Here is a 21,535-nt window from a genome sequence, read left to right as displayed (position 1 = left end):
GCCGCCCGTGCGGCCGCACGGGCGGGAACCACCTCAGGCGCGACTCTCATCGAACGGGACTTCGATACAGACCCTAGTTCCGCGGTTCCCACAGCTCGAACCAGTTCCCCTCCGGGTCGCACGCCCAGGCGAACCGCCCGTAGCCGTACTCCTCGATCTCGTCCCTGATCGGCGTGCCGGTGGATCGCAGCCGGGCCAGCACGGCGTCCAGGTCGGCGACGCGGAAGTTGATCATCACCTGCTGGGCGGGGTTGTGGAAGTACTCGGTGTCCCGCGGGAACGGGCCCCACACCGTCGGCCCGGCCTGCTGGTCCCACATCCGCTCCTCACCGGTCTGGTCGCCGTCAGCGGGGCTGATCGGGATGCCGAGGTTGTCGCGGTACCACCGGGCCTGGGCCCGTGGGTCCTTCGCGCGAAAGAAGACACCGCCGATGCCTTGGACGAGGTCCATGTCGTCTCCACCGTTGCCCGTCGTGTCCGAAGAGTGCTGTTTGTGTGACAAACAGTCATATCGATTGTATGATGTTTAGTCATATGCCGCCCAGTGCGGCGCGCGGTTTCCGGAGGGGTGAGCCGGCATTCGAGCCCGGCGGAGAGGCGATGATGACCGCAGCGATCGTGGCTCGGGAAGTCGTGAAGAAGTACGCGTCGGTGACGGCGCTGGACGGCTTCGATCTGGAGGTCGCCGAGGGAACGGTGATGGGCCTGCTCGGCCCGAACGGAGCGGGCAAGACCACGGCGGTCAGGGTCTTCGCCACACTCATCCAGCCCGACAGCGGCCACGCCGAGGTCGCCGGGATCGACGTGGTGGCGAATCCGCGCGCGGTGCGTGAGGTGATCGGCCTGTCGGGGCAGTACGCCGCGGTCGACGAGCTGCTGACCGGTTACGAGAACCTGGAGCTGATCGGCCGGCTCTACCACCTGGGCAAGAAGGGTGCGAAGGCGCGCGCCGAGGAGCTGCTGGAGCAGTTCGACCTGACCGAGGCCGCGGGCAGGCGGCTCAAGGAGTACTCCGGCGGCATGCGCCGGCGTCTCGACCTCGCGGGCGCGCTGGTGCGCAAACCGAAGGTGCTCATCCTCGACGAACCGACGACAGGCCTCGACATCCGCAGCCGTGAGGCCACGTGGGAGGCCATCGGTGAACTGGTCGCGTCGGGCAGCACGCTGCTGCTCACGACGCAGTACCTGGAGGAGGCCGACCGGCTGGCCCACCGCATCGCGGTGATCGACCACGGCAAGCTGATCGCGAACGGCACGGCCGACGAGCTCAAGGACCAGGTCGGTGGCCACCGGCTCGAGGTGACGCTGCGCGACGCGGCCGACCTCGACCACGCCCGCGCCGTGCTGGCGCCTATCGGGCACGGCGAACCCGTTGCCACGCAGGAGGACCGCCGGGTGGTCGTGCCGATCGCGGCCGCCGGGGGAGTGCTGGTCGAAGGTGTGCGCAGGCTCGACATGGCCGGCATCGAGGTGGTCGACGCCTCGGTGCGCAGGCCCACGCTGGACGACGTCTTCCTCGCCCTCACGGGGCATCCGGCGGACAAGGCCGAGCAGAACGGTGAGGGCGTGAAGGCCGAGGAGACGAAGAACGAGGAGCCTGTTCGATGAGTGCGGTGGGACTCGCCGTCGGTGACGGCGTGGTGCTGGCGAAGCGCAACCTCACCAGGACGTTGCGCGTGCCGGACCTGATGATGTCGTCGCTGATCATGCCGATCATGTCGACGTTGCTGTTCGCCTACATCTTCGGCAGCGCCATCCAGGTGCCGGGCGTGTCGTACACCGAGTTCCTGCTCGTCGGTGTGTTCGTGCAGACCGTGGTGTTCAACTCGGTGATCACCGGTTCGGGGTTGGCCGAGGACATCCAGAAGGGCATCGTCGACCGGTTCCGGTCGCTGCCGATCTCGCCGTACTCCGTCCTCATCGGACGGACGATCAGCGATCTCGCGAACAACGTGCTGTCGATCGTCGTGATGGTCGCGACGGGACTGCTCGTCGGCTGGCGCATCGACAGCTCGGCGGGCGAGGCGGCGGCGGGTTTCGTGCTGCTGCTGGCATTCGCGTACGCGCTGTCGTGGATCCTGGCCGTCGTCGGACTGTCGGTGCGGGCGCCGGAGGTGGTGACGAACGCCAGCTTCATGATCATCATGCCGCTGTGCTTCATCGCCAACACCTACGTCAGCCCGGAGGGCTTCCCCGCCGTGCTGCGGGTGATCGCCGAGTGGAACCCCGTGTCCGCGGTCACGCAGGCGGTGCGGGAGCTGTTCGGCAACACCAACCCGGCCTTCCCGCCCGGTGACGCGTGGCCGTTGCAGAACGCGATCCTGGCGTCGTTCCTGTGGATCGTGGTGATGCTCGTGGTGTTCGTGCCGTTCGCGACCAGTCGTTACCGCAAGGCCGTCGCCCGCTGACGGTTCCAGCCCTCCGCGCGCACGGACTCGTTCCGTGCGCGCGGTGTGCTGTGGTCAGAACTTCAGGCCGAGCTGGTTCGCCACCGTCAGGAAGTCGTAGTAGAGCGTGCCCTTGGCGATCCTGCCGTCGCGGAACTCGTAGAGCTCGCAGCTCAGTCCGCGGATCCGGTTGCCCGTGGGCGGGTGCTCTCCGCCGCCGGGCAACGGGAACGGCGCCGTGTGCGTGCCCTCGTTGACCACCTCCGCGACCGCGAAGTCCCCCTTGATCACCAGGGACTGGATCGTCGTCCGCGCGTCCGGCATCGGGATCCGGTTCGCCGCCTGCCGCTGTTTCCAGCCCGCGGGGCCGCGCACCACCTCGCCCGACGGCACGTCGATGCCCTCGTAGTCGTCGGTGAGCAGCGTGCTCGCCGCGTCGAGGTCGTTGTCGTTGAACTTCTGGTAGAGCGCCCGCAGCGTCTCTTCGTTGCGGAGTTCGTTCGTCACGCCGCCTTCTCCGTCCTGGCCCGCGAGCAGGCCGTGCGCAAAATCGCCGAGCTTTCGTCCGAATGATTCGATGTCGCTCATCTCTCCCCGTTTCCAGGCAGCTGTAGGACCCGTTCTACGGCGCGCCGCCAGCTCTTTCTTCTTCCAGTGTGCTGAATGTGAACTTCACGCGCTTCGTGATTGGGCAAGCGATGAAAAGCCTGGTGGAAGCCCTGCCGCTGACACTGGAAAGCGCAGCCGATCGAGTGCGAGGAGAAGCACATGGGCGCCGCAATGCGCGTTTCCCGAAAAGTGGCCGGATCTCTGGTGGCGGTGCTGCTGGTCGCCGGCTGCACCACGAAGTCCGAACCGGATCCCCCGCCGGGCACCTCGTCCGGCGCGCGGCCGACGGCGAACGTGCCGCCCGCCGGAACCCCGGCACCGGTGCCGATGCCCGCCCAGCAGGCGTCGTTCGCGCCGGCCGGGGCGTTCAAGGCGGGCGACGCCTCGGCCGACATCCTGGCGGCCGATCTCAACGACGACGGCGCACTGGACCTGGCGACGCCCAACTACAACTCCAACGACGTGGCCGTGCTGATCGCCGACGGCAACGGCGGTTACGCGCCACCGTTGATCCTGCCCGCCGGCCGCACCCCGAACGGTCTCGCGGCCGGTGACTTCAACTCCGACGGCCACGAGGACCTCGTCGCCGCGAACCTCGGGTCCGACGACCTGTCGCTGTACCTGGGCGACGGCACCGGCAAGTTCGGTGAGCCGGTCACCTTCCCGGCGGGCGACGGACCGGCCCGCGCCGTGGCACGTGATCTCAACGGCGACAGCTTCCTCGACATCGTGACGCCGAACCTCAACGGCGACGATGTGACCGTGATGCTCGGGGACGGCAAGGGCGCGTTCGCCGCACCCGCCCACCACCCGGCGGGCGACGGCGCGCTGCGGCTGTCGGTCGCGGACCTCGACGGCGACGGGAAGCTCGACCTCGCGGTGTCGAACTACAACTCCGGCGACGTCGCCGTGCTCAAGGGTGACGGCGGCGGCCGGTTCGGTCCGCCCGCGGTCTTCCCGGCGGGCGACACCTCGGCCGGTGCCGCGCTCGCCGACTTCAACAGCGACGGCGCGCTCGACGTCGTCAGCGCTCTGTACGAGGTGGACCAGATCGCCGTGCTGTTCGGTGACGGCAAGGGCGGCTTCGGCGGCCCGGTCGTGCTCGGCTCGGGTGCGCACCCGTCGGACACGGGGGTCGGCGACTTCAACGGCGACGGGTTCGCGGACATCGTGGCGCCCAACTTCGACTCCGACGACGTGAGCCTGCTGCACGGTGACGGCAAGGGCGGGTTCGCCGCCCCGGTCAGTATCAAGGTCGGCGCCGGCGCGCCCGCGATCGTGGTCACCGACTTCAACGGCGACGGCAAGGCCGACTTCGCGACCGCGGACTCGCTCGCGGACACGGTCTCGGTGCTGCTCAACACCACCGGCGGCTGACGCCGGCCCGGGCTGCTCGTTCCCCCTCGCCCAGGGCCTGGCCGCGACCGCCGTGCCAGATGGGGTTCTCCGCCGGTGTGGTCACCCGGCGGGGAACCCCTCGTTCTCGTGCGGTCACGACGACCAGAGACCCACGTGGTTGCCGTCCGGATCGCGGATGACGGCGCACAACCCGTGGGCGCCACCGATGTTCATGAGTGGGCGGTGCAGCGTGGCGCCGGCCGTCAGCGCCACCTCGACGGTCTTCGGAATGTCGTCCACGTGCAGGTACAACACGCTCGACTCGCGGCCGACGGCCTCGTCCGGCGTCGCCGTGCGGGCGATGCCGCCGTTGCCGCTCTCACCGTCCGCCGTCCTGATGACGAGGTAGCCGTCGAGGCTCTCGTCGGCGTCGCCGAGCGGGTCGAACGTCCAGCCGAACACCGTGCCGTAGAACTCCGCTGCTCTGGTGACGTCACGGACGTGGATCTCGAACCACGCCAGCGCGCCGCGGTGAAGGGACATCGGGGCCTCCGTTCCGCAAGATCACTACTACGAAGTGAAGTGAGACAGGGAAAGAGCTAGGGATGAGAACGCCCTCTCGTTGACTCAGTATATGAAAAATAAGTAACCTTGCCTCCTCCGGACAGAGGAGTTCGCGATGACCCAGCTCGCCGGACATCCGATCCCGGTCGCGTGCTTCGATCCCTCGGCTCCCGAGGTCCAGCGCGATCCGTACCCCTACTACCACTGGCTGCTGCGCAACGATCCCGTCCACCGCGGCGTGAACGGCATCTGGTTCGTGTCCCGCTACGACGACGTGCGAGCTGTTCTCGCCGAGGATCGCCTTGTCCGGCAAGGCATCCGGGACTTCTGGTCGCAGCTCGTCGGGCCCGGCCCGCTCAGCGGCATCCTCAGCAGGACGCTGCTGTTCCAGGACGAACCGGACCACAGCCGGTTGCGGGCGCTCGTCATGCCCGCGTTCGCGCCCCGTGCGCTCCGGTCGCTGGTGCCCGAGATCGACCGGCTCGTCGACGAGCTGGTCGACCCGTCGGCGGGAGAGCTCGACGTCATCAACGACGTCGCGTACCCGTTGGCGCTGGGCGTGATCTCGGCCGTGCTCGGCCTTCCCCCGAAGGACAGAGACCTGATCCGCGCGTGGTCGTTGCGCATCGGACCCACCCTCGACCTCGCGGCCGGGCCGGGCGAGATCGCCGACGGCCAGGCCGCGATGGCCGAGCTGACCGACTACCTGACGGACCTGATCCGGGTGCGGCGCGGTTCCGGCGACCTGCTCGGCACCCTGTGCGCGGACGGCTCCGCCAGCCGCGAAGAGGTCATCGCCATGGTGGTCACGCTGATCTTCGCGGGGCACGAGACCGTGACCAACCAGATCGGCAACGGAGTGCTGGCGCTGGCGCGGCATCCCGCCCAGCTCAGCCTGTTGCGGGCCCTGCCGGACCTGATTCCGGACGCGGTGGAGGAGATGCTGCGCTTCGACTCGTCCGTCCAGTCCAACAGCAGGCAGCTCGTGGACGACCTCGAACTGCGGGGGAGAACGTTGCGGCGCGGTGAGCTCGTGGTCGCGCTCATGGGCGCCGCGAACCGGGATCCGGAGCGGTTCGCCGACCCGGACCGGTTCGACGTCACCAGGACCGGCGTGCACCCGCTGTCGTTCGGCAGCGGGATGCGGCACTGCGTGGGCGCGGTGCTCGCACGGCTCGAGCTCGCCGCGGTGTTCCGCGCCCTGGTGCGGTTGCCCGACTGGACCCTGACGAAGAACCCCGGCGAACTCCAGTACCAGCGCAGCACGATGTTCCGCGGCGTGCTGACGCTCCCGATCGCCTTCACGGCGCAGAACCCCAGGAGCACACCATGACCGTCGACGCCGCGCCCGACCGCTCCGATCCGCTGGTCGTGCCGAACAGCCAGCACCACGTGGGACTCAGCATCCGCGGCCAGCTCACCGTGCTCTTCTCCGACGGCGAGACGCTGGACTGCGCGGACGTCAAGGGCCTGAGCGCGGTGCGCAGCGCGCAGGACTTCACCACCCTGCCCGACGGGCGGCCGCAGATCGCCGTCACCCGGCTGATGACGCACTTCCACTCCAACGAGACGGGCCTGCTGATCCAGCAGAACCCCGCCCGCCCCAACCTCGGGATCCTCACCGGGCTGCAGCAGGGAGGAGCGGAGGCGCTGCTGCCGGCGGACGTCGTCTTCGAGCAGTACCTGATCATCAGCCTGCGCGGGCGCCTGTACCTCAACCTCGACCCGCTGCTGATGGAGGCCAAGGCGATCACCACGTTCCCGCCGGTCGGCACCACCTTCCTGTCCCGCACGCCGACGACGTTCTACGACGTGACGGAACTGGAGGGCGGCCTGCACGCCACCGAGCCCGGCTCCGCGAAGCCACGACTCGCGCTGGCGTCGACGAGCGTGTGCGGCAGCCACGTCACGCACGAGATCGACGTCCCGACGGACTGACGCGTGCGCGCGGCGGTCGTCCTGAGAGCTTTCGAAGTCCTGGTAGTGCTGGCGGCCACGGGTGTGCGGGCGGCGTTCTCGAGCAGGCGGGCGGACCTGCTGACGGACGCCGTCGTGCGCCTCGGGCCGACGTTCCTCAAGGTGGCGCAGCTGCTCGGCACGCGGGTCGACGTCGTGCCGCTGGGGGTGTGCCGCGCGCTCGCCCACGTATACGACGACCTGCCCGCGGTGCCGGTTTCCGAGGCGCAGCAGCGGTTTCCGGCCCGGTTGCGCGCCGACCTCGTCGGAGTGACTCCTGCCGCGGCCGGCAGTATCGCGTGCGTCTACCGGGGCGAGCTGCGGGACGGCCGCCACGTCGCGATCAAGGTCCGCCGGCCGGGCATCGGCCGGGTCGTCGCGCGTGATCTCGCGCTGCTCGGCTGGATGGCGCGGCTCGCGGAGTCGTTGCGCCTGCTGGGCGGGATGCCCGTGGTGAACGTCGTCGGCGAGATAGCGGACGCGGTACGCCAGCAGCTCGACTTCGACGCCGAGGCCGCGGCACTGCGGGAGCTGGGCGCGAACCTCGTTGCCGTGCCCGGTGTCCGGGTGCCGGACGTGATCGGCGAGTACTGCGGGCCGGGCGTGCTCGTCATGGAGCACGTGCCGGGGTTGCGTGACGGGGCCGTGTCCCCGCAGGCGAAGCGCGACGCGACGATCACCGCACTGCGCGCCGTCTACCAGATGATCTTCCTTGACGGTCTGGTGCACTGCGACCTGCATCCCGGCAACCTGTACGCGATGCCGGACGGCTCGGCGGTGATCGTGGACGCGGGCTTCTGCCGCCGCATGACCGACTCGGGCCGGCGGGCGTTCGTCGAGTTCTTCTACCGGATGACCCGCGGAGACGGCGCCGCGTGCGCGGACGTCGTGCTCGCCACGGCCGGCGTCACCGAGCGGTCGGACCCCGAGGGCTTCCGCACCGGGATGATCCGGCTCGTCGAGTCGGCGACGCGCGACTCGATCGCGGACTTCGACCTCGTGCCGTTCACCGTCCGGCTCTTCGCGATCCAGCGCGAGCACGGCCTCGCCGCGGATCCGGCGTTCGTGTTCCCGATCCTGTCGCTCGTCGTGCTGGAGGGCACGTTGAGGGAGGTGTGCGCGGACGTCGACTTCCAGACGGAGGCGCTGCCGTTCGTGCTGCGCGGCATGATGACCTGAACGGCGGGTCCGCTGTGGACCGTTCGACTCGGTGTTAGAATTGATAGCGAGTTTGGGCGGTGTGATGGCTTCGGTGAAACGTGACTACGGCCAGTTCTGCGGGCTTGCCGCGGCGCTGAACGTCATCGGCGAGCGCTGGACGCTGCTGGTGCTGCGCGAGCTCCTGATCGGCCCGGCCCGCTTCACCGAACTGGCCGGGAACCTTCCCGGCGCCGGCCCGAACCTCCTGTCGGACCGCCTGCGCACGCTGGTGGAGCACGGCGTGGTCGAGCAGTCGTCCGTGGAAGGCGACGGGCGGGCACGGCAGTACCACCTGACGGACCTCGGCGAGGAGCTGCGCGGGCCGGTGCTGGCGTTGGCGAACTGGGGGCTGGGGTTCCTGCGCGAGGAGGACCGTTCCGGTGCGGTCAGGGCGGAGTGGGGTTTCCTCGCCGTCCAGTCGATGGTCGTCGAGTCCGCGATCCCGGCCGTCGACGAGGTCTACGAGTTCCAGGTCGGCGACGAGCCGTTCGTGATCGAGGTGAAAGGCGGCGCCGTCGCGTTCGGCCGCGGTCATGCCGAACGGCCCGACCTGACGGTCGAGTGCGACGCCGACACGTTCGTCAGGGTCGGTGCGCGGATGGTGTCGCCGTTCGAGGCGATCGCGACCGGAGACGTGCGCATCAAAGGCAAAGCGGAATCGGTGCGCCGCTGCATTCTCCTGCTCGGGCTGAACTGATCCGCGCAATCTGGGAGAAGGGGCCTGTTCCGCCCCGTCGGTAACGTCCGGACCACTCCTGGCTTCCCGGACGGAGCTGATTCATGACTACTCATGCCGGGGCGTGGTCCGCGCCTGGCGCACTCAACGAGCGCTGGCACAAGCTCGCGCTCAACCTCTTCATGTTCGTGGTGCTCGCGCACTGGGCGGAACACATCGTGCAGGCGGTGCAGGTGTTCCTGCTCGGATGGCCGCGCCCGGCGGCCGGTGGTGTGCTCGGTCTCTGGATCCCGTGGCTGGTGACGTCGGAATGGATGCATTACGGCTACGCCGTCATCATGCTCGTGGGTTTCTTCGCGCTCGCACCGGGTTTCGTCGGGCGTGCGAAGAAATGGTGGAAAATCGCGTTGTGGATCCAGTTCTGGCACCACTTCGAGCACCTGCTCCTGCTCCTGCAGGCCATCACCGGCCGTAACCTGCTCGGGTACCCGCAGCCGGTGAGCATCCTGCAGCTGGTGCTGCCGCGCGTCGAGCTGCACCTGTTCTACAACCTGGTCGTGTTCGTCCCGATGATGGTCGCCGTCTACTTCCACCTGCGTCCCTCGCGGGCGGACCGGGCCGCGATGCGCTGTACCTGCGCGGCCTGAGATGCACGACCACGGCTCGACGGTGCCCGTGCTCGCCGGACCGGTGCTGCTCTACCTGATGCTCTACTTCTCGGTTCCGGTGGTGGCGGGCTTCGCGCTGATGCGGATCACCACGCCACCGCCGCGCCGGGCGGACGCGCTGCTGGTGACCGGGGCGTCCACCACCGCGTTCCTGGTGGCCATGATGGTCGTCCCCGCGTTCGGGCTGCCGCCGCAGGCGACCGTGCTCCTGCTCGTCGCGGGCATCGTGCCGTTCGTCATCTGGTGGCGGGCACCGCACCTCCTCGTGCGGACGGCGTTGCTCGCACCGTGGCTCGTGGCCGCCGCCACCGTGACCGGCCTGCTCCGCGCACCGGCCGACCTGCCCGGCGGTTTCACCGCCGCCCTGACCGCCGTGTCCTGGCTGACCTTCTGCGCGCCGCGGTCACGGCCGGGCAGGATCGCGGTGCGGGTGACGGCCGGGACGCTCGCGTTGACGGTGGTCGCCATCACCGCGAAGGTCGCCTCAGCCGGTGGCTGGCAGTAGTTCATCCCAGCGCGACCGCCGCGCAGCATGCCGCCAGGCCGAGGCACAGTGGCGAGTAGATCCGCTGGTCGAGCCGGGCGAACTCGGTGTCCTGCCGTGACGACGACACCACCAGGCCCGCCGCGCCGCGCAGCAGTACCGCACGGAGGTCGTCGACGACCCGGAAGCCCTGGCGTACCTGGTGGACAGCCTCATCAGCCCCACCGGGCGACGCCGCATAAGCTGGCGATCATGACGAAGCACAGGTGGGCCGCCGGCGACCTTCCCGACCTGACCGGCCGCACCGTCGTGGTGACCGGTGCGGCCAGCGGGGTGGGCCGCGGCACGGCGACCGCCTTCGCCGCGGCAGGGGCGCGCACGGTGCTCGCGGTGCGCGACGTCGCCGCCGGTGAGCGGGCCGCGGCCGCCATGTCCGGTACCACCGAGGTCCGGGAACTGGACCTGGCGAACCTGGCGTCGGTGCGCGCGTTCGCCGAGGGCTGGCAGGGTGAGCTCGACGTCCTGGTCAACAACGCCGGGGTGGCGATGACCCCGTACGGGCGCACGGCGGACGGGTTCGAGCTGCAGTTCGGCACCAACCACCTCGGCCACTTCGCGCTGACCAACCTGCTGTTGCCCTCGATCACCGGCCGCGTGGTGACCGTGGCCTCCGGCGCGCACAAGGCGGGCGTGCTCGATCTCGACGACCTCGACTTCGCCCGCTCCGGCTACACCCCGGTGAAGGGCTATGGCAGGTCGAAGCTGGCGAACCTGCTGTTCACCCTGGAGCTGGAGCGGCGCTGCCGCGAGGCCGGGTCGTCCGTGCGCGCGCTGTCCTCGCACCCCGGCTACTCGGCGACCAACCTGGGTACCAAGGGACGCAACCGGCACCTGGTCAAGATCGTGCACCTGGCCGGGCGTTACCTGGCGCAGACCGAGGAGCAGGGCGCGCTGCCGTCGTTGTTCGCGGCGACCCAGGACCTACCTGGCGCCAGTTACGTCGGCCCGGACGGACGGTTCGAGCTGCACGGCCATCCTGCGCTGGTCGGCCGGTCTGCGGCGGCCACTGACCCGGTGCTGGCGCGGCGGCTGTGGGAGGAGTCGGAGCGGCTCACCGGGGTGACCTTCCCACTGACCGCCAAGTCCTGAGCTCGACCGGCGAAGCGGCTCGTTGCCGTTCGGCTCTGCTATGCCCGCTCGGCCACGCTGGTGACGTCGCACTGCCGGGCGGCGTCCTGCAGTGCGCTCAGCGCCGCCCGGCAGGCGGGGCGGTTCGTGGTGCTGTTGCGCCACAACGCGAACACCCGTCGCCGGGGTGCCGGTAGCAGCGGCACGAACCGGACACCGACCGGTGTGGGGCCGCGCCCGAGCCGGGGGATGATCGCGGCGCCGAGCCCCGCCGCCACCACCGCGAGCTGGGTGGAGTGTTCCGAGGCGGTGTGCTTGACCCGGCGCTCGATTCCGTTGCGGCGCAGGGTGTTCTCGAGCCAGCCGTGGCAGATCTCGTCGCTGGGCCAGCCCACCCAGTCCTCGGCGTGCAGCTCGTCCAGGGTGACGGTTGCCCGGTCGGCGAAGGGATGCCGGGCGGGTAGTGCCACGTCGAGGACGTCCTCCAGCAGCGGGGCGGATGAGATCCCGTCGGGCACGGTGAGTGGCTCTTCCGGCCAGTCCTGCACCACCGCGATGTCGATGTCGGCGTGGCGCAGCTGTGCGATCGACTCGGTGGGTTCCAGTTCCGCGAGCCGCGCCGACACGGCCGGGTGCCGCTGGCGCAGCGTGTGCAGCACCGTCGGCAGCAGGCCGCGGGCGGCCGTGGCGAACGCGGCGATCGTGAGTGATCCGGCCACCGCGCCGTGGTGGCCGGCGAGCTCGGTCTCGACGAGTTCGACCTGCCGCAGCAGCCTGCCCGCGTGCTCGGCGAGCAGGTCGCCGGCGTCGGTGAGCCGGATACCGCGCCCCTGCTTCTCCAGCAGGCGCTGACCTACCTCGCGCTCCAATGTGGACAGTTGCTGCGACACCGCCGAGGTGGTCACGTGCAGTGCCTCGGCGGCGCCGCGGACCGATCCCGTCGTGGACACGGCGTGGAGCGTCCGCAGGCGTTCCAGGTTCAACACATCAGCGATGCTACGCAATCACCCCAAGAATGTTTCGATTGTCTTAGCAACGGCGGGGCGGCAGTGTCGGTGCCGCAGGAACCGACACCGCAAGGAGACTCCGTGCATCACCACCTCGTCCTCGGCGGCGACCTTCCCGTCCACCGGCTGGGTTTCGGCGCCATGCGGCTGCCCGCGGACAACCCAGCCGCCGCGCACGCACTGGCCCGCCGCGCGGTCGAACTCGGCGTCACGTTCATCGACACCGCCGACTCCTACGATCTCGGCCGCAACGAGGAGCTGCTGGCGGAGGCCCTGCACCCGTACCCCGACGGCGTCGTGGTGGCCACGAAGGCCGGCCAGTGCCACCCCGGCGACGAGTGGATCCCGCTCGGTCGTCCGGAGTACCTGCGCCAGCAGGCCGAGCTGAGCCTGCGCCGGCTGCGGGTCGAGCGCATCGACCTGTTCCAGCTGCACCGGATCGACCCCACCATCCCGCTGGCGGACCAGATCGGCGCCTTGCGGCAACTGCAGGAGGAGGGAAAGGTGCGGCATGCCGGGCTGTCCGAGGTGTCCGTCGACCAGATCGTCGAAGCCGGGCGGATCACGCCGATCGTGAGCGTGCAGAACCGGTACAACCTCGGCGACCGGCGCTCGGAGGACGTGCTGGTGCACTGCGAACGGCACGGCATCGCTTTCCTGCCGTGGCTGCCGATCGCTCCGAGCGTCCGGTCGGACTCGCCGGTGACCGAGGTGGCCCGCCGGCTCGGCGCCACTGCGGCGCAGGTCGCACTGGCGTGGCTGCTGCGCCGGTCGAAGGTCATGCTCCCCATCCCGGGCACGTCCTCCCCGCACCACCTCGAGGAGAACGTCGGCGCGGTGAACGTGGACCTGCCCGATGAGGACTTCGAGCACCTCGACCGGCCCAGCACGGACTGGATCACGGGAAACTAGGCGGAATCCTGGCGTTCCAGCCACTTCAGGATGGCCTGGTTGGTCTCTTCCGGCCTTTCCTGCTGGATCCAGTGGCCGGAATCCAGATTGACCACCTCCACATCGGGCACGAAGTTCGCCAGTGTCTCGGACTTCGCGACCGTGTCCCGGTCGCCATAGATCATGAGGGCGGGCTGGCGGATGACGGGGTCCACGTCCGCCAGCAGGTGCCAGTTGCGGTCGAGGTTCCGGTACCAGTTCACGCTGCCCGTGAACCCCGATGATTCGAAGGCGGAGACGAAAACGGCCAGTTCGCCGTCGCTCATCAGAGGCTCGCCGAGCGGTGTTTCCGCTGTGGCGAGATCGATCAACGCCATTCCTGGTTGCGGCTCTCCGGAGGGTTCGTTCTTCCGGAACATGTTGCGGAGGAACTGGAAGGTGTTCTCGTCGAACACGGCGTCCGCGATGCCTGGCCGCCGGTTGAAGTGGACGAGGTAGGAGTCGCTGCCGAGCAGGTCCTCCAGGAACTCGACCCACGGTTTTTCTCCGCGTTCGAGGTAGGGCATGCTCAGGCTGATCACCTTGTTCACCCGGCTCGGGTGCAACAGGGTGAGTCCCCAGACGACGATCGCACCCCAGTCATGACCGGCGAAGGTGGCGTCCTCGTACCCGTAGTGGTCGAGAAGTCCGACGAGATCACCCGACAGGTGTTCGATGTCGTAGTCCATCACTTCGGCCGGACGCGATGAGTTGCCGTAGCCCCGCTGGTTCGGGACGATGACGTGAAAGCCCGCTGCGACAAGGGCAGGCACCTGATAGCGCCAGGAAAAGGCGTGCTCCGGCCAGCCGTGACAGAGCACAACGGGATTTCCCGCGTTGTGCCGGCCTGCTTCGAAGACTTCGAGTTCCACGCCGTTGACGGGGACAAGGGTGGGCTCGGGAAAATCGGTTGGATCGACCATGTCGTGATCTTGCCGACCGAAACCGGTCAGCCCATGACCGGTTTCTGTGAAAATCTTGGCGGCGTGCGAACCGATCGGCTGGTGGCCGTCCTCCTCCTGCTGCAACGGCGCGAGCAGGTGACAGCGGCGGAGGTCGCCCGGGAGCTGGAGGTCTCCGAGCGCACCGCTCGCCGCGATCTCGACGCCCTGGCCATGGCCGGGGTGCCCGTGTACTCCCTGCAGGGCCGAGGCGGCGGCTGGCGCCTCGTGGGCGGCGCCCGCACCGACCTGTCCGGGCTGACCGAGAGCGAGGCCCGCGCCCTGTTCCTGGTCGCCGGGCCGGCCTCGGTCGCGACGCCGACCGTGAAAGCAGCTCTGCGCAAGCTCGTCCACGCCCTGCCGGAGCCCTTCCGGGGGCAGGCCGAGGCAGCGGCGTCGTCGTTGGTCGTGGACCCGCGACGATGGGGGGCGAGCCGGGTCGAGCACCGGCCGCCCCGCTTCCTCGACGAACTCCAGGACGCGGTGATCCGCGGCGTCCAGGTGCGGCTCGGCTACGTCGACCGCGAGAACGTCGTGACCGAGAGGACCGTCCACCCGCTGGGCATCGTCGCCAAAGGCGCGTCGTGGTATCTCGTCACCAACACCGAGGCGGGCCGGCGGACCTTCCGGATCGACCGCGTGTCGTCCGCCGTTCCGACCGGCGATCGCGTGCACCGGCCCGAGGACTTCGACCTCGCCGAGAGCTGGCGGGCGATCGCCGACGAGGTCGACCGCAAGCGGACGCCTCTCGAGGTCCAGGCGGTGTGCGTGCCCCACGGGGTGGGCCTGCTCCGGATCGCGTTCGGTGGCCGGCTCGAGGTGGGAGGTTCCACGACTGACGGCCGCGTCGCGGTCGTGATCCGCGGCCAGGACGAGAACGTGCTCGCCGGCGAGCTTGCCGGGCTGGTCGAATGGATCGAGGTGACCGGCCCTCCGGGTGTGCGCGACCACCTGGCCTCGATCGGCAACGTGCTCATTGAGCGATACGGCTGAGGCCGTCCCTCGTTTCGGTACTCTCGGACCGCCTGACGGAAGGACACGGGTGGACGACTCGTCGAAGGTCGGTAGGCATGCTCGCGCGGTCCTGGCCGCCGCGAAGGCGTTCCGCGCCGAGGCAGCAGGGGTGCGCGCGGAACCGGATCGGCTGCACGCGCTCGCCGCCGCGCAGTACCAGGCGGTCCGGGACTCGCTGGTGGCCGACCAGCTCCGTGCCATGCCGGTGGACAAACTGCGGGACACGAAAGCGAACCTGCGGCTGAGCAAGCTGAAGGCCGCCGGGTACCGGACCGTCGCCGACGTCGCCGGGGCGCGCCTGGAGCAGCTCGACGGCGTGCCCGGAGTCGGCAGGCAGTCCGCCGAGCAGATCGTGCGCGCCGCCCGCGCAGTCGTCGACGGCGTCGCGCGCGACACGACCGTCCGGCTGAACCCCGACCGCGCTGACCGCGCCCAGACCGAGCTGCTGCAGCTGATGTCCAAGCTGCGCAGGGCGAACCAGCTCGTCGGTCCGCTGCGCGAGCCGCTCGGAGACGTGCTGGGCAGGATCGACGCCGATGTGCGCGCCGCGTCCCGTGCGTGGAGCCGGCTGCGGATGTTCTTCTCGTTGCGGAAGAACCGGCAGGCCGCCATCGAGTCGCTCGGCCGGCTCGAGGTCCTGCTGGCCAGTCGTGACGTGGCGGCGTTGCGCGCGATGGGCACGCAGCTGCGCGTGCCGGACCTGGACCACCGCGCGCTGTGGCGTGACTACGAGCTCGACGCGGCCGCCTACAACACGCTCCTCGCCGACCTCGCCGGTGCGGACGCGATGCCGGATCGCAGTGCCGCCAAGGGTTTCGTCCCGGCCGACATCGAGCACGAGGTCGACGCGACCACACTGGACACCAGCCTGCTGAAGGTGTCACTGCGCGGCTACCAGGTGTTCGGAGCCAAGTTCGCGCTGGCCCGCAAACGCGTCATCATCGGCGACGAGATGGGACTGGGCAAGACGATCGAGGCCATCGCGGTGATGGCCAGCCTCGCCGCCGATGGGCGGCGTGGGTTCCTGGTGGTCTGCCCGGCGAGCGTCGTCGTCAACTGGGTCAACGAGATCGCCAGGCACAGCGACCTCGTGCCGCACCGCATGCACGGCGCGGGCCGCGACGGCGCGGTCGGCGAGTGGCTGGTGCAGGGCGGCGTCGGCGTGACGACGTTCGGCACGTTGCCGAAACTGGTGCTGCCGAAGAGGTTCCGCCCGGCGCTGGTCGTGGTCGACGAGGCGCACTACGTGAAGAACCCGGACACGCAGCGCTCGCAAGCGGTCAACGCGATCGTGCAGCGCGCGGAGCGGGCGGTGCTCCTCACCGGCACGCCGATGGAGAACCGCGTCGAGGAGTTCCGCAACCTGGTCGCCTATCTCCAGCCGAGCGTCGCGGCCCGCACCGGCGCGACCGATGCCGTGGTGGGAGCAAAGGCCTTCCGCCGCGTCGTCGCACCGGTGTACCTGCGGCGCAACCAGGAGGACGTGCTGGGGGAGTTGCCGGAACTGCTGGAGATGGAGGACTGGGTCGAGTTCGGCAAGCAGGACCGAGGCGCGTACCTGGACGCGGTGCGCGAGGGGAACCTGATGGCGATGCGCCGCGCCGCCTACGCGCCGGGCACGCCTCGCGGCTCGGCGAAGCTGGAGCGGCTGCTGGAGATCATCGAGGAGTCGAGGGACAACGGCTGGAAGGTCGTGGTGTTCTCGTACTTCCACGACGTGCTGGACGCGGTCGCGGACCACGTCGAGGTCTTCGGTCCCCTGACCGGCGCGACGTCGGCGCAGGGCCGTCAGCGACTGGTGGACGAGTTCACGGCGTGCGAGGACCACGCGGTGCTGGTGGCCCAGATCGAGGCGGGCGGCGTGGGCCTCAACATCCAGGCCGCGTCCGTGGTGATCATCGCCGAGCCGCAGTGGAAGCCGAGCACGGAGGACCAGGCGATCGCCCGTTGTCACCGGATGGGTCAGGTCCGCAAGGTCCACGTGCACCGGTTGCTGGTCAAGGACAGCGTGGACGCGCGGGTGCAGGAGATCCGCGACCACAAGACTTTGCTGTTCGACCACTACGCGCGCGAAAGCGACACGAAGCACTCACACGAGAGCGCACTGGACTCAGCGGTGTCGGTGGAGCAGCGGGTGGTGCAGGCCGAGCAGCAACGCCTCGGTCTCTAGTGCCGCACTCCCTGGATCGTGTCCGACAAGTTGTGGGCGCGGATCGAACCCTTGCTGCCGGTGGTGCCACGTCGTGCTGCCCGCACCCGATGTGGCCAGCGCGCGGCCCCGAACAGGTACGCGGTGCCAGAGCGCCACTCGAACGTGTGATCCTCGCCGATCACCGCATGGACGATTTCTCCGGCGGTATCCAGCGTCCCGAAACAACGATCGCCCGGAGGAGACGACATGGACACCGCGAAGCGGCTCATGGTTGTACTCGTTCTCGGCGCGGCGCTCGCCGGAGTTCCGGCAGCGTCGGCGCTGGCCGACGCGGCCGTGCCGCACGCCACGGCGGTGGTGACGGCTCAGGACGACAACGACAACAACAGCGGCAACTGGGGCTGGCTTGGCCTCCTCGGTCTGCTGGGCTTGGCAGGCCTGGCGGGACGGAAACGGAGCCAGGTCACCGACCGCACCGTGGGCCGGTGATGCGAGCGGAGGTGGTAGGCGCGAAAGTCGGCCATGCGCTTCGGTAACACCCGGGTCGAGTTCCTGGGTGGCCGCGCGGGATGCCTGACGATGCTGGTGATCTCCGTGGTGCTGTCGGTCCTGCTCACTGTTCTGCTGAACGCCATGCTGTGACGAGCGATGCGGGGTGGACGCTGTGACGTTCACCCCGCCTGTACTTCGCGGTCACCCATTCGATCCGTCGTCTCACGGTGAGGTTCCGGGTGGAGTGGCATGTGTGGTTGACGCGGAAGTCCACGGGTGGGATCAGCAGCGAGCAGGGCCAGGACGCAGAGCTCTGGTCAGATCCAGGCTTGATCGCCCGCGTTCACCGCGGGTTCGCCGCCTGCCTCCGTGAACGCGGCCAGTGCGCCGACGAGCCCGCGCCGTTCGTCCTCGGACATCCTCGCCACGATCCGGCTGATCGCCGATCGCCTCCGGCGCGTCACTCCGCGCACGACACGGCGGCCTTCGGCGGTCAGGTCCACCACCACCTCGCGGCGGGTCGCCGGGTTGGCCTGGCGCGCGATCATGCCCGTCGTGACCAGCCGATCGACCATGCGCGTCACCGTGGACGGGTTGACGTCCAGCAGTTCGGCGAGCGAGGTGAGTCTCATCATCCCTCTGCTGTCCAGGATGACGAGCAGCCGGAACTGCGGCAGCGTGATCGTCTCCTCGACCGCGGCGAGCGATCGCGCCGACACCGCGACCAACAGACGTGACGCGGTCAGCACCGCGTCCGTGAGCGCGTCGACGTCGCTGGCGTCGACCTTGGGCCGGGACATGCCACAGTTCTACCGCAGTCCCGGACGGTGATCACCGTGCCGCCAGGCGCATCTGCTGCGGGATGGGGCATTCGGTCGCGATGACCGTTTCGAGTGCGTTGAGCGCGGCCTCGACCCAGTCGTCGACGCTGCTCGCCGACGCCCCTGGCGCACCGGTCAGCCGCACGGTCACCGCACTGCGGTCGTGGGCGAGCCGTAGCACCTGAAGGGTGCCGGTGCAGCTGGTCATCGGCTCGTTGCCCCAAGAGATGCGCAGCAGGTCCCAGTCGATGGTGACCTGACGCTGCAGATCGAGGTCAGCGTGGCGGCCGGGCAGCCAGACCCGGATGAGGCCTGGCCCGGACAGCTCGATCTCGACGGATCCGGGCAGCCAGCTGGTCATGTGTTCGAGGTCGGAGAGGACGCCGAAGACGGCCTCCGCGTCGGCGGGCATGGAACGGCTTCGAGTCAAAACGTGTCCTCCCGGCAGATTTCTCCCATCCTGTCCGAATCGCCGCTGATGTGAACCTACGAATGGCTAACGATCGCTCACTAGGCCTGTATCGAAGTCTGGTTCGATGAGAGTCGCGCTTGAGGTGGTTTCTGGTGGTGCGGGCGAACGGCCCGCATACCGGTGTTGTATGTGGGTCGTTCGCCCGTGCCGCCAGGGGCCGCCTCGGGCCCGGCTGTCGCGGATCAGACTTCGATACAGGCCTTAGGGAGTGGTCGCCGTCGGCGTGCCGGGTGTGGTCGACGTGAGCTCAGGCGGTGAATGGGGTCGTTGCGTCACCACGGGAGTAGGCGCCTCACCCGTCGCCGAGGTGCCGATCGGTTCTGGCTCGTCCTGTGTGGACACACCGCATGCGGTGGTGGTGAGCAGGAACATGGTCGCGACGATGACGGCTCTCATGACGCGGCTTCCGGGATCTCCACGACGAACCTCGCCCCGCCGCCTGGCCGGTCCTCCACCCACACCTGCCCGTCGTGGCGGCGGACGTGCTCGGCGACGAGCGCGAGGCCGAGTCCGCTGCCGGCACCCGTGCCCCGGCTGCCTGCCCTGCTACCACGGGTGAAGCGCTCGAACACCTGCGCGCGCATCTCGCCCGGCACACCGGGACCCGCGTCGTCGACCTCCAGCCGGACGTTGCCCTCGTGGCGGAGCACGGCGAGCCGGACCGCGCCTCCCGCATGGCATTCGGCGTTCTCGATGAGGTTGCCGACGACCCGGTCCAGTCTGCGGCGGTCTCCGAGCACCAGCGGTGAAGGCGGGTCGACGACGATCTCGACGTCCTCGCCCAGGCGGATGCCCGCGACGCCGTGAACGAGCCCGCCGACGTCGAGTGGCTCGAACGCCTCCAGGTCACCGTCCTGGTCGGCGCGGCTGATCTCCATCAGGTCGACCACCATGCGCGCGAACCTGTCCACTTCGGACGTGAGCAGGCCGAGTGCCTTGCCCGCCGTGCCGGGCAGTTCGGCCTGTCTGCGGCGCAGCACGGCGGCCGCGTTCACCATCGTCGTGAGCGGTGATCGCAGTTCGTGGCTGACGTCGCCGGCGAACCGGGCGTCGCGCAGCACCCGTTGCTCCAGCGCGTCGGCGGTGGAGTTGAACGTGGTGGCGAGCGGAGCGAGATCGGGATCGGCCTGGTCGGGCAGCCGTGCCTTCAGGTCACCACCCGCGATGCGGGACGCGGCGACGGTCAGCTGGCTCAACGGCCGCAACGCCCGTCTGCTGGCCCAGGAGCCGAGTGCCATCCCGATCAGGCCGCTCAGCACCGTTCCGGCGATCAGCAGGCCGCTGAGGAACCGGAACGTGCGGTCGAGCTGGACGAGCGGGAAGAGCTCCACGTAAAGGCCTCTGGTAGTGGTGAGGGGCTGGGCCACCGCGAGCACGGGGATGCCGTCGGCGTGCAGCCGCTGCCGTGCCGGAACACCGCTGCGGGCCAGCGACAGAAGATCGTCCGGCACCACGCCGGGATCGACCTGCCGTCCGCTCGTCAGCACCTCGCCCGCGCGGAACAGCATGATGGTCGAGTCGGGATCGGTGGTCAGGCCGGTGAGCAGTTCGGTCAGGCCGTCCGACTCCGCGCGCACGGCTCCCTCGACCAGCCGCAGGTTGACCTCGGCCTGACGCGTCGTGGCCTGCAGGCGTTGCCGCAGCATGTAGTCGGACGCGAGGTTCCAGGTGGCGACGGCCAGGAGGCTGGTGACCAGGAACGAGCCCAGGCCGAGCGCGGCGGCGACCCTCCAGCGCAACGAGGGACGGCGCACCGTCATCGTGGCGGGCCGATCTTGTAGCCGGAACCGCGCACGGTCAGGACGAACACCGGGTCGTCCGCGTTGTGCTCGATCTTGGTCCGGAGCCTGCGGATGTGCACGTGGAGCAGCCGCGTGTCGCCGTAGTAGTCGTAGCCCCACACCCGATGCAGCAACTGCTCCCTCGTCACGATCTTCCCGCCCGCCGCGGCCAGTTCCACGAGCAGGCGGAACTCGGTGCGGGTCAGCCGGATCTCCTCACCGCCACGGTGGACGACCCCTTCGTCGGGCCAGATCTCCAGGTCCTCGATCCGATGCGAGATGTTCTGCGCCGGGCCGCCGCGTCGTCGCAGGAGGGCCCGGATGCGGGCCGCGAGCTCGCTGGCGACCAGCGGCTTGGTCACGTAGTCGTCGGCGCCGGCCTCCAGGCCCGCGATGACGTCAGGGGTGTCGGTGCGCGCCGTGACGATGATGATCGGCAGATCTCCCTGGTCGCGCAGCGTCCGGCACACCTGCAGGCCGTCCACACCGGGCAGCATGAGATCGAGCAGGACGACGTCGAAGAGGTCGGTGCCGAGGCGGCGCAGAGCGTCCTCGCCGGACACAGCCTCCTCGACCGCGAAGCCCTCGTCCGCCAGTGCGAGACCGAGAGCCTGGCGAATTCGCTCGTCGTCGTCCACGAGCAGCACGGAGAAGTCCATGTCCTGCTTTTCGTCCGGGAGTTTCAGTGCTGCTGCTTCTACCACGTTGTCATGGTGGACGCATCCGCGAAGGCCTGCGTGCCTTCGGAAGGAGTTCGTAAGGTTGCACAGTGCATGTATCGGGCATGCTTGGCACCGCGGGCTCACGCCCGTCGGGGGCGCGTGTGCCTGCGACAGTGATTCCGGGGAAGGCCAGGCACCGGCCGCCGAGCTGCGGCCGGTGCCTGCTGCACGAAGAAAGGCCGTATCAGCGTGA

Annotated in this window: 26 protein-coding genes; 14 read left to right on the top strand and 12 right to left on the bottom strand. The window is 69.4% G+C overall.

What is annotated here, in order from left to right; genetic code table 11:
• Positions 1 to 73 precede the first annotated feature (73 nt).
• The gene (locus IG04_RS0103210) at positions 74 to 451 is read right to left on the bottom strand and encodes a VOC family protein (protein ID WP_030474992.1); all 378 of its coding nucleotides are present in this window, start codon (positions 449 to 451) and stop codon (positions 74 to 76) included.
• A gap of 152 nt (positions 452 to 603) precedes the next feature.
• Here IG04_RS0103210 and IG04_RS0103205 point away from each other — a divergent pair, with 152 nt between their 5' ends.
• Both IG04_RS0103205 and IG04_RS0103200 read left to right on the top strand, forming a co-directional pair.
• A complete protein-coding gene (locus IG04_RS0103205) occupies positions 604 to 1,608 on the top strand; it encodes a daunorubicin resistance protein DrrA family ABC transporter ATP-binding protein (protein WP_030474991.1) in 1,005 nt (334 codons plus the stop codon).
• Positions 1,605 to 2,408 carry an ABC transporter permease gene (locus IG04_RS0103200; protein ID WP_030474990.1) on the top strand — a complete coding sequence of 268 codons (804 nt, stop codon included), beginning with the start codon at positions 1,605 to 1,607 and terminating at the stop codon, positions 2,406 to 2,408. The genes IG04_RS0103205 and IG04_RS0103200 overlap by 4 nt, the downstream gene beginning before the upstream one ends.
• Before the next feature lie 54 nt (positions 2,409 to 2,462).
• On the opposite strand, the gene IG04_RS0103195 is transcribed toward IG04_RS0103200, so the two are convergent.
• On the bottom strand, positions 2,463 to 2,975 hold the full coding sequence (locus tag IG04_RS0103195; protein ID WP_211257655.1) for an ester cyclase: 513 nt from the start codon (positions 2,973 to 2,975) through the stop codon (positions 2,463 to 2,465).
• A 180-nt stretch (positions 2,976 to 3,155) separates the two neighbouring features.
• Here IG04_RS0103195 and IG04_RS0103190 point away from each other — a divergent pair, with 180 nt between their 5' ends.
• Complete coding sequence (locus tag IG04_RS0103190; protein ID WP_211257654.1) at positions 3,156 to 4,373, top strand: FG-GAP repeat domain-containing protein; 1,218 nt, start codon at positions 3,156 to 3,158, stop codon at positions 4,371 to 4,373.
• 114 nt (positions 4,374 to 4,487) lie between these two features.
• On the opposite strand, the gene IG04_RS43690 is transcribed toward IG04_RS0103190, so the two are convergent.
• The gene (locus IG04_RS43690) at positions 4,488 to 4,877 is read right to left on the bottom strand and encodes a VOC family protein (protein ID WP_030474987.1); all 390 of its coding nucleotides are present in this window, start codon (positions 4,875 to 4,877) and stop codon (positions 4,488 to 4,490) included.
• A gap of 136 nt (positions 4,878 to 5,013) precedes the next feature.
• On the opposite strand from IG04_RS43690, the gene IG04_RS0103180 reads away from it, so the two are divergent.
• From IG04_RS0103180 to IG04_RS46225, 6 genes are all read left to right on the top strand, one after another.
• On the top strand, positions 5,014 to 6,231 hold the full coding sequence (locus IG04_RS0103180) for a cytochrome P450 (protein WP_051768765.1): 1,218 nt from the start codon (positions 5,014 to 5,016) through the stop codon (positions 6,229 to 6,231).
• Positions 6,228 to 6,836 carry a hypothetical protein gene (locus IG04_RS0103175; RefSeq protein WP_030474985.1) on the top strand — a complete coding sequence of 203 codons (609 nt, stop codon included), beginning with the start codon at positions 6,228 to 6,230 and terminating at the stop codon, positions 6,834 to 6,836. The genes IG04_RS0103180 and IG04_RS0103175 overlap by 4 nt, the downstream gene beginning before the upstream one ends.
• A gap of 3 nt (positions 6,837 to 6,839) precedes the next feature.
• Positions 6,840 to 8,033: an ABC1 kinase family protein gene (locus IG04_RS0103170; protein WP_051768763.1), complete on the top strand. Its 1,194-nt coding sequence runs from the start codon at positions 6,840 to 6,842 to the stop codon at positions 8,031 to 8,033.
• A gap of 73 nt (positions 8,034 to 8,106) precedes the next feature.
• On the top strand, positions 8,107 to 8,751 hold the full coding sequence (locus tag IG04_RS0103165; protein WP_420843945.1) for a winged helix-turn-helix transcriptional regulator: 645 nt from the start codon (positions 8,107 to 8,109) through the stop codon (positions 8,749 to 8,751).
• A gap of 83 nt (positions 8,752 to 8,834) precedes the next feature.
• Positions 8,835 to 9,377, top strand: coding sequence for a hypothetical protein (locus IG04_RS0103160; protein ID WP_030474982.1), 543 nt, complete (start codon positions 8,835 to 8,837; stop codon positions 9,375 to 9,377).
• Position 9,378: 1 nt separating this feature from the next.
• A complete protein-coding gene (locus IG04_RS46225) occupies positions 9,379 to 9,903 on the top strand; it encodes a DUF6239 family natural product biosynthesis protein (RefSeq protein ID WP_030474981.1) in 525 nt (174 codons plus the stop codon).
• A gap of 1 nt (position 9,904) precedes the next feature.
• Here IG04_RS46225 and IG04_RS48860 read toward each other — a convergent pair whose 3' ends face one another.
• Complete coding sequence (locus IG04_RS48860) at positions 9,905 to 10,012, bottom strand: DUF3995 domain-containing protein (RefSeq protein WP_159460408.1); 108 nt, start codon at positions 10,010 to 10,012, stop codon at positions 9,905 to 9,907.
• Positions 10,013 to 10,134: 122 nt separating this feature from the next.
• Between IG04_RS48860 and IG04_RS0103145 the strand changes: the two genes are divergently transcribed.
• Positions 10,135 to 11,031: an oxidoreductase gene (locus IG04_RS0103145; protein WP_030474980.1), complete on the top strand. Its 897-nt coding sequence runs from the start codon at positions 10,135 to 10,137 to the stop codon at positions 11,029 to 11,031.
• 38 nt (positions 11,032 to 11,069) lie between these two features.
• On the opposite strand, the gene IG04_RS0103140 is transcribed toward IG04_RS0103145, so the two are convergent.
• On the bottom strand, positions 11,070 to 11,996 hold the full coding sequence (locus IG04_RS0103140; RefSeq protein ID WP_030474979.1) for a LysR family transcriptional regulator: 927 nt from the start codon (positions 11,994 to 11,996) through the stop codon (positions 11,070 to 11,072).
• A gap of 102 nt (positions 11,997 to 12,098) precedes the next feature.
• Here IG04_RS0103140 and IG04_RS0103135 point away from each other — a divergent pair, with 102 nt between their 5' ends.
• The gene (locus tag IG04_RS0103135; protein ID WP_030474978.1) at positions 12,099 to 12,929 is read left to right on the top strand and encodes an aldo/keto reductase; all 831 of its coding nucleotides are present in this window, start codon (positions 12,099 to 12,101) and stop codon (positions 12,927 to 12,929) included.
• On the opposite strand, the gene IG04_RS0103130 is transcribed toward IG04_RS0103135, so the two are convergent.
• Positions 12,926 to 13,975, bottom strand: coding sequence for an alpha/beta fold hydrolase (locus tag IG04_RS0103130; protein ID WP_245815844.1), 1,050 nt, complete (start codon positions 13,973 to 13,975; stop codon positions 12,926 to 12,928). The genes IG04_RS0103135 and IG04_RS0103130 overlap by 4 nt on opposite strands.
• Here IG04_RS0103130 and IG04_RS0103125 point away from each other — a divergent pair.
• Together IG04_RS0103125 and IG04_RS0103120 are read left to right on the top strand one after the other, a co-directional pair.
• Positions 13,934 to 14,881, top strand: coding sequence for a helix-turn-helix transcriptional regulator (locus tag IG04_RS0103125; protein ID WP_036013473.1), 948 nt, complete (start codon positions 13,934 to 13,936; stop codon positions 14,879 to 14,881). The two genes, IG04_RS0103130 and IG04_RS0103125, sit on opposite strands and share 42 nt — an antisense overlap.
• Positions 14,882 to 14,930: 49 nt before the next feature.
• On the top strand, positions 14,931 to 17,072 hold the full coding sequence (locus IG04_RS0103120) for a DEAD/DEAH box helicase (protein ID WP_030474975.1): 2,142 nt from the start codon (positions 14,931 to 14,933) through the stop codon (positions 17,070 to 17,072).
• Here the strand turns inward: IG04_RS0103120 and IG04_RS46220 are convergent.
• Complete coding sequence (locus tag IG04_RS46220; protein ID WP_157512854.1) at positions 17,069 to 17,236, bottom strand: hypothetical protein; 168 nt, start codon at positions 17,234 to 17,236, stop codon at positions 17,069 to 17,071. The genes IG04_RS0103120 and IG04_RS46220 overlap by 4 nt on opposite strands.
• Positions 17,237 to 17,300: 64 nt before the next feature.
• Here IG04_RS46220 and IG04_RS0103110 point away from each other — a divergent pair, with 64 nt between their 5' ends.
• The gene (locus IG04_RS0103110) at positions 17,301 to 17,543 is read left to right on the top strand and encodes a WGxxGxxG family protein (protein WP_051768761.1); all 243 of its coding nucleotides are present in this window, start codon (positions 17,301 to 17,303) and stop codon (positions 17,541 to 17,543) included.
• Between the two features lie 320 nt (positions 17,544 to 17,863).
• Here the strand turns inward: IG04_RS0103110 and IG04_RS0103100 are convergent, their stop codons facing one another.
• The 5 genes from IG04_RS0103100 to IG04_RS0103080 form a co-directional block, all read right to left on the bottom strand.
• Positions 17,864 to 18,346, bottom strand: a complete 483-nt coding sequence (locus IG04_RS0103100) for a MarR family winged helix-turn-helix transcriptional regulator (RefSeq protein ID WP_030474973.1) — start codon at positions 18,344 to 18,346, stop codon at positions 17,864 to 17,866.
• 31 nt (positions 18,347 to 18,377) lie between these two features.
• The gene (locus tag IG04_RS0103095) at positions 18,378 to 18,797 is read right to left on the bottom strand and encodes an SRPBCC family protein (RefSeq protein ID WP_144065123.1); all 420 of its coding nucleotides are present in this window, start codon (positions 18,795 to 18,797) and stop codon (positions 18,378 to 18,380) included.
• A 243-nt stretch (positions 18,798 to 19,040) separates the two neighbouring features.
• Positions 19,041 to 19,235 (bottom strand): hypothetical protein, encoded by a 195-nt coding sequence (locus IG04_RS0103090; RefSeq protein ID WP_030474971.1) that lies wholly within the window; start codon positions 19,233 to 19,235, stop codon positions 19,041 to 19,043.
• Positions 19,232 to 20,599 (bottom strand): sensor histidine kinase, encoded by a 1,368-nt coding sequence (locus tag IG04_RS0103085; RefSeq protein WP_030474970.1) that lies wholly within the window; start codon positions 20,597 to 20,599, stop codon positions 19,232 to 19,234. Before IG04_RS0103085 ends, IG04_RS0103090 begins: the two co-directional genes overlap by 4 nt.
• The gene (locus IG04_RS0103080; RefSeq protein ID WP_030474969.1) at positions 20,596 to 21,279 is read right to left on the bottom strand and encodes a response regulator transcription factor; all 684 of its coding nucleotides are present in this window, start codon (positions 21,277 to 21,279) and stop codon (positions 20,596 to 20,598) included. Before IG04_RS0103080 ends, IG04_RS0103085 begins: the two co-directional genes overlap by 4 nt.
• Between the last annotated feature and the right edge of the window lie 256 nt (positions 21,280 to 21,535).

The organism is Lentzea albidocapillata (genome assembly GCF_000719115.1).
Lineage (GTDB): Bacteria > Actinomycetota > Actinomycetes > Mycobacteriales > Pseudonocardiaceae > Lentzea > Lentzea albidocapillata.
Note: the sequence above shows the minus strand (reverse complement) of the source record. Positions and strands in the feature narration are given on the sequence as shown.